Origin of the sequence: Caballeronia eucalypticola (assembly GCF_047608185.1) — a bacterium.
Taxonomy (GTDB): Bacteria; Pseudomonadota; Gammaproteobacteria; order Burkholderiales; family Burkholderiaceae; genus Caballeronia.
This window is the reverse complement of sequence record NZ_JBLKRU010000008.1, coordinates 252,530-262,147: the sequence shown is the minus strand read 5'-3', so window position 1 is coordinate 262,147 and position 9,618 is coordinate 252,530. Positions and strand designations below refer to the sequence as shown.

Genomic DNA, 9,618 nt, shown 5'->3' with positions numbered 1-9,618 from the left:
CGATGGATCGGCAGCATCAGCCCGCGACAATAGTCCTGCAATCCGGCGTTCCGATCCTCATGCCCTAACGCTGCGCACAGGTGCTCGATGTAGCGATCGAACTTCTCCAGATTTTCCATTGCAGTCCACTGGTAAATAAGGATTCCTTATTATAGAATGAAACATAAAAGAAACTGTCGTTTTTTATGACACAGTGAGATTAGGGTAGAGCGGTGAAAGCGTTTTCTTTGCTTCGTTTCTTTGTCGCTAAGGACCAAGAAATGACGCGCCGCCACGCGCAGTGGCTAATAGTGATAAAGAGAACAACTAACACTAAACGCGCGAAGACCTGAAAAGCAGCAACCCGGCAATGAACCAGACCGCTAACACAGAACCCGTGCAACCCACCATTGACCCCGCACTACCCCCAACCCGCGCCAGACGCGTCCGTCCACCGGCGCGAGCAACCACCACCCCCTAGGCCGCTGACAACACCTCAACAATCTTCCGCTGATAAGCAATCCCATCGGCATTAAACAAATGGCAATGCTCGGGCATCGCGCCAAGCTTCAGCACCTCACCACGAGAATGCCGCTCGAGCGGCGGAATCCTGGCGATGATCCCTTCCGGCGCAACGGAAGACTCCGCGTACAGATAAGCAGCATCGCCGAGCGACTCCACGGCCATCGTCTTCGCCGATACCCCGTGCTCGACCGTCGCCGCCGTCCCAGCATGCAGATGCTCGGGACGAATCCCGACCGTCACCGTTTCACCGACCTTCGCACTACCCGGCTCGACCGCCGTCAACTGCGTCTCACCCGTCGCATACTTCACCAGCACGCCATCGCTTAAAACCTGCGTGACTTCGGCGTTAAAGAAATTCATCTTCGGCGAACCGATAAACCCCGCCACGAACTTGTTCTGCGGCGCGTGATAAAGCTGGTTCGGCGTTCCGACCTGCTCCACATTCCCCGCCGACAACACCACGATCTTGTCAGCCAGCGTCATGGCTTCCACCTGATCGTGCGTCACGTAGATCATCGTGGTCTTGAGCTCGTCATGCAGCCGCGCAAATTCCAAACGCATCTTCACGCGCAACGCAGCGTCAAGGTTGGACAGCGGTTCATCGAAGAGAAACACCTTCGGCTTGCGCGTAATCGCCCGGCCGATCGCTACCCGCTGACGCTGTCCACCCGACAATTGCTTAGGTTTCCTATCAAGCAAATGATCGATGTGCAGGATCTTCGCGGCCTGCTTCACCGCTGCATCAATCTCCGGCTTGCTCGTACCGGCCAGCTTCAGCCCAAACGCCATGTTGTCGTACAGCGTCATGTGCGGATACAGCGCGTACGACTGGAACACCATCGCAATTCCGCGCTTGGCCGGCTGCACGTCATTCACGCGCACACCGTCAATAGTGAGGTCGCCGCCGGTAATATCTTCCAGCCCGGCGATCATCCGCATCAGCGTGGATTTGCCGCAACCGCTTGGGCCTACGAACACGACGAACTCGCCATCGGCGATGTCGAGGTTCACGCTGCGAATCACTTCCGTTTCTTCGTAGCGCTTGTTGATGTTACGCAGATTCAGGCTTGCCATGATGATGTCTCCGTCTTTAACTTGGCTTCGTTTTCTGCGAGCAAGAGGCTCACGGCAGTTCGAAGCTTGCGTTTTGCAGCCACTGCCCGACGAGCGCGGGAAGTTGTCCCATCTCGTCGAACACGACACTTGCGCCAGCACGTTTCAGCGCATCAATTTGTCCTTCAGTTGCATGACCGCCACCCAGGAAACCCAGCACGGTCATGCCCGCCGCCGCCGCCGCGGTGACGCCGGTCACGCTGTCTTCGACCACCACGCAGCGTTCAGGTGCAACACGCAGGGTCCGCGCCGCAGCGAGATAAACATCGGGCGCGGGTTTCGGGTTCGGCACTTTATCGGCGCAAAACAGACGCTCGCCGAAAAACCGCACGAGGCCCGTGCGGTTCAGCACGGCTTCCACATACGACGTAAAGCTGTTGCTCGCGCAGGCTTTGCGCAACGAAATCGCGGCCAGCGCGGCCTCGATTCCATCGACCGCCGGCCCTTCCACGGCCGCGGCTTCCACGACCACGCGGATTGCTTCGACCTGGGCTGCATCAAGCGTCCGGCCGAGCGCTTCAGCCGTGCGCTGCAGCACCGTTTCGATCCGCAGCCCGAGCAGCGGCGTGACGATCGGCTCGGCATCCACGCCGGGCCACAGTGCCTGCATCTCCTGCACGAGCACGCGTCCCGCAATGGCTTCGCTGTCGATCAATACGCCGTCGCAATCGCAGATCAGCAGATGCCCGTCGAGGGCATCGACTGGAGCGAGCGCGTCCGGTACGCCGGCTTGGGACAAGTTCAGGTTCACTGGATCAACCTCACGTTCCACTTCGGATTAAGCTTCATTTCACCGCGCCGAAGGTCAGGCCGCGCACCAGTTGCTTCTGCGACAACCAGCCGACAATCAGGATGGGTGCAACAGCGAGCAATGAGGCCGCCGAAAGCTTCGCCCAGAACAAACCTTCAGGACTCGAGTACGACGCGATGAACACCGTCAGCGGCGCCGCGTTCGAACTCGATAGGTTGATACTCCAGAACGCCTCGTTCCACGACAGGATCACGAGGAGCAACGCGGTCGAGGCGAGCCCGGGCAGCGACATCGGCATCAGCAAGTAGACAATTTCCTGCCACGTCGCCGCGCCGTCTATACGCCCCGCTTCCAGGATGTCGCGCGGGATTTCGTTGAAGTACGTGTACGACATCCAGACGGCAATCGGCAAGTTAATCAGCGTGTAGACAATGATCAAACCCCACACCGTGTCGAGCATGCCGGTGTTTTTCCACAGCAGGTAGATCGGCACGAGCACGCCCACCGACGGCATCATCTTCGTCGAGAGCATCCACAGCAGCACTTTCTGCGTTTTCTTGGTCGGGAAAAACGCCATCGCGTAGGCGCACGGCACGGCGAACAACAAGCAGATCACCGTGACGCCGACCGAGATCAGGATGGAGTTCCACGCAAACGCAAAGTAGTTACTACGCGCGAACACCTCGCGGAAACTATCGAGCGTAGGCGTGAAGATCAGCGATGACGAATACGCCTGCTGCTCGGTCTTGAACGCCGTGATGGTCATCCAGAAGATCGGGAAAAACAGCAGCAGCGCGAACAGCCACGCGATCACACCCAGCACGCCACGCTTGAGCGTGTCGAGGATCGGCACGGACGTTGTTGCGGTAACGGGATGGCTCATGATTCGTACTCCCCTTTCAGGTTCTTCGCGAGCATGCGCACCAGGAAGAACGCCACGACGTTCGCCAGTACGACCGCCAGAATGCCGCCGGCAGAAGCCAGGCCGACGTCGAATTGCTGCAGGCCGAGCGCGTAGATCAAGTACGACAGGATGGTGGTCGCCGTACCTGGGCCGCCGCCGGTCGTCGTATAGATTTCAGCGAAGATGGAGAGCAGGAAAATGGTTTCCATCATCACCACCACGGCTATCGCGCGTTTCAAATGCGGCAGCGTGATGTAGAAGAACATGGAGAAAGCGCCGGCACCGTCGATGCGCGCCGCTTCCTTCTGCTCCTGGTCCAGCGACTGGATCGCCGTGAAGAGAATCAGGAACGCGAACGGCAACCACTGCCACGCAACGATCACGATCACCGCAAAGAGCGGATAGTCGCCGAACCAGTCGATCGGCTGGAGCCCCAACGATCGCATCAACTGTGCTATCAGCCCATACACCGGATGCAGGATCATGTTCTTCCAGATCAGCGCGCTGACTGTTGGCATGACGAAGAACGGTGCAATCACCAGCAGCCGCGCAATGCCCTGGCCGATGAACTTGCGATCGAACAGCACGGCCAGCAGCACGCCGCCGATCACCGTGATTAGCAATACCGATCCGATCAGCGTCAGCGTGTGAACAATGGACGGCAGGAAGGCCGGATCGGTGGCCAGGAATTCATAGTTATCCAGCCCGGCAAACCCTTTGACATCGGGGTTGAGCAGGTTGTATTTGGAGAACGAATACCAGATGGTCATCGCGAGCGGGATGGCCATCCACAGGAACAGTACGGCGGTCGACGGCATGATGAGCCAGCGGACCGACTTCGCGCGCTTCTTGTCGCGCGCTGCGGCGGATTCCGCGTAACCGTCTGTGAGGGGGGGATTAAGTTGACTCATGATCGTGTCACCTCTCGATGATGATGCGCGGGCCGCGCGCTTGAGGCTTCTTCACAGAAGCCGCGCGGCCCGCTGTACTACATTAGGCGCAACAAAGTCTGCTGCTTCGGGTCCTTACTTCTGGTACCCGGCCTGCTTCACGGCACGATTGGCCGCGGCATTGCCGGCCTTCAGCGCGGCATCAACGGTCGTCTGTCCGGCAACCACGCCGGCGATCGACTGGCCAACGACGGTACCGAACGACTGGAATTCAGGAATCCCGACGAACTGGACACCCGTGTACGGCACCTTTTGCAGCGTTGCATCGGTCGGGCTCGCCGATTCGATGGCGCTCAGCACGAAGTCACCGAACGGCGCCGCTTTCTTGTATTCCGGATTGGCGTAGGTCGACTTGCGCGTGCCTGGGGGAACCGAGGCCCAGCCTTCGTCCTTCGCAACCAGTTCGATATATTCCTTCGATGTAGCCCAGGTCGCGAACTTCTTCGCAGCATCTTGCGACTTGGAGGTCTTGGGAATCGCGAGCGACCACGACCACAACCAGTGGTTGCCCTTCGGCGTGACCGCGACCGGTGCGGCCGCGAAGCCGATCTTGTCAGCGACTTGCGATTGCGCCTTGTTGTACAACATGCCCGCTGCCACCGTCGCGTCGATCCACATCGCGCACTTGCCCGACGACATCAACGTCAGGTTCTCGTTGAAACCATTCGAGCTGGCTCCCGGCGGGCCGTCGTTCTTAAGCAGGTCCGAGTAGAACGTGAGGGCCTTGTGCCATTCCGGGGTATCGAGCTGGGCTTGCCACTTCTCGTCGAACCAGCGGCCGCCGAAGGTATTCACGACGGTCGAGAAATACGCCATGTTCTCGCCCCAGCCTGCTTTGCCGCGCAGGCAGATGCCGTACTGGCCTTTCGATTTGTCGGTGAGCTTGTCGGCGAATTGTTTGATCTGGTCGTAGGTCGGCTGGTCGGGCATCTTCAGGCCGGCGGCATCGAACAGGTCCTTGCGGTAATACGTCATTGAGCTTTCGACGTAGAACGGCAGCGCGTACAACTGGCCGTTATACGAGAGGCCGTCGCGAGCGGTCTTCACCACGTCGTCGAGATCGTAGCTGGCCGGCAGGTTCGTCATCGGTGCGAGCCAGCCGCGCTTGCCCCACTGCGGCGCTTCATACGTGCCGATCGCCATCACGTCGAACTGGCCGCTGTTCGTGGTGATGTCGGTCGTGGCGCGCTGGCGCAGTACGTTTTCTTCCAGGATGACCCACTTCAATTGAATGTCCGGATTCGCCTTTTCGAACGCCGGCGACAGCTTCTTCAACTCGATCATGTCCGGGTTGTTGAGCGTCGCGATCGTCACGGTCGCGGCTTTTGCGGCAATTGGCGCAATCGAGGCAACGGCGAATGCAGCGAATGCGAGCGAGCGCATCGGCAGGTTCTTGAGGGTGAAGTTGGCGCGTTTCATGTTGTTTCGTCTCCTTTATCGTTAGCACGGGCGCTGGTCTTGCGTTGCGTTGCTTGAAGCAGTCGATACTCGGGTAGTACAGGTGCTGCTTTAACTACTTTCGCTAATAATCTTTGCTGCGGTCGCCTGGATGCAGGCGTTCAACTCATCCAGTTACCGCCGTCCACGTTCAGTGTTTGTGCCGTGATGTAGTCCGAATCGGCCGATACGAGGAACAGTGCCGCACCCGTCAGGTCGTTTGGCAGGCCCATGCGGCCGAGCGGCACGGCCTCTCCGACCAGCCGTTTCTTCTCGCCGAGCGGGCGGTTTTCGTACTTCGCGAAGAGCGCGTCGACCGTCTCCCACATCGGGGTATCGACAACACCCGGTGCGATGCTGTTCACGTTGATGCCATGCTTGGCGAGCCCCAGCGCGGCTGATTGCGTATAGCTGATCACGGCGGCTTTGGTCGCGCAATAGTGGGAAACTAGCGCCTCGCCGCGACGCCCGGCCTGCGACGACATGTTCACGATTTTGCCGCCACGGCCCTGCTCCACCATGCGAAGCGCCACGAGTTGCATCAGGAAGAACATGCCCTTCACGTTGACCGAGAAGAGGCGGTCGAAGATGTCCCAGGATTCGTCGAGGATCGGGCGCATGTCGAAGAGCGCCGCGTTATTGAAGAGGATGTCGATGCCGCCGAATTTATCGACGGTGCTGGAGACAATGCGCTCCAGGTCTTCGCGCTTCGTGACGTCCGCCTTCAAAGCCAGCACGCGTCCCGCACTCTCAGGGAAACGCTGCGCCAACTCGGCTTCGTCTTTCAGATCGACGACGACAACTTTCGCGCCTTCGTCCAGAAATCGTTTCGTGACCGCTTCGCCAATCCCGCTTGCCGCACCCGTCACGATTGCTACCTTGTCCTGCAGTCTCACGGCTGTCTCCGGTTTGTCTCTGATTCGCTTGCTTGAATTGCACAGTTAAAACGCGTCACAGTGAGCGAACGCTCTTTGCGCGATCAATTGCTCTCTGTTTGGTCGAATGATCGGTGAGGCGTGAGGCGGTGTCAAGGCACGCCGTCATGTTTCGATGCTGCGGCGCGCAAAGCACCTCAAAACTGCGGGAAAACCCCAACCGGCGCGGGTTTGCGGGATATCTGAGGACGTCACCAAAGAGCCTTGGACAGGCTTTTGTAATACGTCAGCGGATGCAAAACGGAGTGATACGTTATATCATCGCGGTCGACTTGAACGGTCGTCTCACCTTTGCGGCAACCGAGCAGAACAAGAACACGACACACATTGTTAGCCTCAACTCACCTTCATTCCAGGAACCACCATGAGCAAACTTGCCGCTGCCGTCCTGACCTGCGCCGCCCTTTTATATGCCAGCTTTTACGGCGCAGCCACCGCACAGACGGCGGCCACGGGCGTGGTGCCGGTGGTCGCGGCAGAGAATTTCTATGGCGATGTCGTGCGTCAGCTCGGCGGCAACCATGTTCAGGTGACGAGCATCCTGAGCAACCCCGATGAAGATCCGCATCTGTTCGAAGCCAGCCCGAAGACCGCGCGCGCGTTGCAGAACGCGGTGCTTGTCGTGTATAACGGCGCCGACTACGATCCGTGGATGGACAAGCTGCTGTCGGCATCGAAGGAAAAGGGGCGCACGACCATCGTCGCGGCGCAACTGATGGGCAGGAAATCCGGCGATAATCCGCATCTCTGGTACGACCCGGCGACCATGCCGACCGTGGCGAAAGCGGTGAGTCAGTATTTGGTGCAGGCGGACCCGGCGCACAAGGCTGACTACGACGCGCGTCTCGCGACTTTCCTGGCGTCGGTGAAACCGATCGACGAGAAGGTCGCCGCGCTTAAAAGCCAATACAAGGGCGTACCCGTGACGGCGACGGAGCCGGTGTTCGGTTATATGTCGGATGCGATCGGCCTCGACATGCGCAACAATCGTTTCCAGCTTGCCGCGATGAACGACACGGAACCGAGCGCAACGGATATCGCCGCGTTCGAAAAGGATCTGCGCGAGCGTCGCGTGCACGTGCTGATTTATAACAGCCAGGCGACGGAAGCACTCACGAAACGCATGTTGAAAGTGGCCCACGATTCACACGTGCCGAGCATCAGCGTCACCGAGACGCTGCCCGCCGGCAAGACCTTCCAGACATGGATGACGTCGCAGCTCGACGCGTTGTCGGTTGCGCTGCAGGGAAAGACACAATGACGGGATGTGGCAATAGAAGGATTGAAACGTGCGCGCTTTCGGGCGCGTTGCAATGACGGCTCCGGACGCGGGTTCAGCGCGCGTTAAAGCCGGCGCGCTGGAAGTCGAGCATGTCGCGCTCGAGCTCGGCGGACGGTCGATCCTGAAGGACGCCAGCTTCAGCGTTGCGGCGGGTGAGTTTATCGGTGTGCTGGGTCCGAACGGCGCCGGCAAGACCACGTTGATGCGCGCAATGCTGGGGTTGCTGCCGTTATCGAAGGGAACGATTCGCGTGAACGGCGCAGCGGTCGTCCGCGGTAATCCGTCAGTGGGCTACATGCCGCAAACGCGGAGCGGTCTTGCCGGCCGGCATCTGCGCGGCCGCGATTTCGTCGCGATGGCCGCCGATGGTCATCGCTGGGGCTTGCCACGCGCGAGCGCCGCAGCGCGTGCCGATGTCGACCGTGTACTCGATCTGGTCGGCGGACGCGCACTCGCCACGCGGCCGTTGTCCGAGTTGTCGGGGGGCGAACGGCAGCGTTTGCTGCTTGCACAATGCCTGCTCGGCGACCCGAAACTCCTCCTCCTCGATGAACCCCTGATCAGTCTCGATCCACGTCATCAAACGGGCGTGGTCGATCTCGTGCGCAGCGTGCAGCGTGAACTCGGCATTACCGTGCTGTTCTCCGCGCACGAACTGAATCCGCTGCTGAACTCTATCGACCGTGTGCTGTATCTCGGCAATGGGCGCGCCGCGCTCGGTACGATCGATGAAGTCATCACGAAGCCGGTTTTATCGCAGCTATATGGATCGCCCATCGATGTGATGCGCGTGAACGGCCGTATCTTCGTGATGGCCGGCGACGTGGAGGTCGACAAGCTCGATCACGCGCACGAGGACGGTCCCGACGGCCATTCTCATTCCCACGATCACGATCATGATCACGGCCATAGCCATGGTCATCACCACACCGGAAAGCATTCCCACGATGTTTGAATACGAGTTCATGCAGAACGCCTTCGCGGCGTCAGGGATTGTCGCGGTGCTGGCGGGCGTGGTCGGCTACTTCCTTGTGTTGCGCGGCCAGACCTTCGCGGGGCACGCGTTATCTCACGTGGGTTTCACCGGCGCGACCGGCGCCGTGCTGGTCGGCATGTCGCCGCTCTGGGGCATGATCGGCTTCACGCTGGCGGCCGGTATCGGCATGGGCGCGCTCGGCGAAAAGCTGACGGGACGCGATGTCGCTATCGGCGTGATCCTGACGTTGTCGCTCGGTTTCGGCTTGCTGTTCCTGCACTTCTTCACCGCGTATGCCAGCCAGGCGACTGCGCTGCTGTTCGGCAATGTGCTTGGCGTGAGTCATGAAACGCTGGTGGTGCTTGCCGGGCTTGCAGTGGTCAGCCTTGGCGCGCTCGCGATCATCATGCGGCCGTTATTGTTCGCTTCGCTGCAACCGGAACTGGCCGAAGCCAAAGGGGTATCGCTGCGCCTCGTGTCCATCCTGTTTCTCGCGATCACGGCGCTGGCGGTGGCGGCATCGACGCAGATAGTGGGCGTATTGCTCGTCTTCGCGCTGATGGTGGGACCGGCGGCGGCGGCGCAGAATGTCGCGACGCGGTTGTCGACCGGCGTGCTGCTCTCGGCAGTTTTCGCGCTGGTGCAGGCGTGGTTGGGATTGACGCTGGCGTATTACACCGACTGGCCGACGAGCTTCTGGATCACGATCCTGGCGGCAGGGGTGTATGGGTTGAGTTTGTTGGGGCGGAAATGAACCAGAAGCGAA

General features: G+C 59.9%; 9 protein-coding genes. 3 read left to right on the top strand and 6 right to left on the bottom strand.

All coding sequences use genetic code 11. The features are described 5' to 3' along the window. Positions 1-456 precede the first annotated feature (456 nt). From ACMX25_RS12710 to ACMX25_RS12685, 6 genes are all read right to left on the bottom strand, one after another. Complete coding sequence (locus tag ACMX25_RS12710; RefSeq protein WP_414950288.1) at positions 457-1,578, bottom strand: ABC transporter ATP-binding protein; 1,122 nt, start codon at positions 1,576-1,578, stop codon at positions 457-459. Between the two features lie 49 nt (positions 1,579-1,627). After that, positions 1,628-2,356, bottom strand: coding sequence for an HAD family hydrolase (locus ACMX25_RS12705; RefSeq protein WP_414950300.1), 729 nt, complete (start codon positions 2,354-2,356; stop codon positions 1,628-1,630). A 46-nt stretch (positions 2,357-2,402) separates the two neighbouring features. Next, on the bottom strand, positions 2,403-3,251 hold the full coding sequence (locus ACMX25_RS12700) for a carbohydrate ABC transporter permease (protein WP_089162953.1): 849 nt from the start codon (positions 3,249-3,251) through the stop codon (positions 2,403-2,405). Further along, positions 3,248-4,183 carry a carbohydrate ABC transporter permease gene (locus tag ACMX25_RS12695; protein ID WP_414950287.1) on the bottom strand — a complete coding sequence of 312 codons (936 nt, stop codon included), beginning with the start codon at positions 4,181-4,183 and terminating at the stop codon, positions 3,248-3,250. The genes ACMX25_RS12700 and ACMX25_RS12695 overlap by 4 nt, the downstream gene beginning before the upstream one ends. 114 nt (positions 4,184-4,297) lie before the next feature. Next, positions 4,298-5,605, bottom strand: a complete 1,308-nt coding sequence (locus tag ACMX25_RS12690) for an ABC transporter substrate-binding protein (protein ID WP_414950299.1) — start codon at positions 5,603-5,605, stop codon at positions 4,298-4,300. A 176-nt stretch (positions 5,606-5,781) separates the two neighbouring features. Next, positions 5,782-6,555, bottom strand: coding sequence for an L-iditol 2-dehydrogenase (locus tag ACMX25_RS12685; protein WP_414950286.1), 774 nt, complete (start codon positions 6,553-6,555; stop codon positions 5,782-5,784). 403 nt (positions 6,556-6,958) lie between these two features. On the opposite strand from ACMX25_RS12685, the gene ACMX25_RS12680 reads away from it, so the two are divergent. Genes ACMX25_RS12680 through ACMX25_RS12670 form a run of 3 tightly spaced genes read left to right on the top strand, consistent with a single transcriptional unit; the run spans position 6,959 to position 9,606 of the window. After that, a complete protein-coding gene (locus ACMX25_RS12680; RefSeq protein WP_414950285.1) occupies positions 6,959-7,855 on the top strand; it encodes a metal ABC transporter solute-binding protein in 897 nt (298 codons plus the stop codon). Between the two features lie 52 nt (positions 7,856-7,907). Beyond that, positions 7,908-8,831 (top strand): ABC transporter ATP-binding protein, encoded by a 924-nt coding sequence (locus tag ACMX25_RS12675; RefSeq protein WP_414950284.1) that lies wholly within the window; start codon positions 7,908-7,910, stop codon positions 8,829-8,831. Continuing rightward, on the top strand, positions 8,824-9,606 hold the full coding sequence (locus ACMX25_RS12670; RefSeq protein WP_414950298.1) for a metal ABC transporter permease: 783 nt from the start codon (positions 8,824-8,826) through the stop codon (positions 9,604-9,606). Before ACMX25_RS12675 ends, ACMX25_RS12670 begins: the two co-directional genes overlap by 8 nt. Positions 9,607-9,618 lie beyond the last annotated feature (12 nt).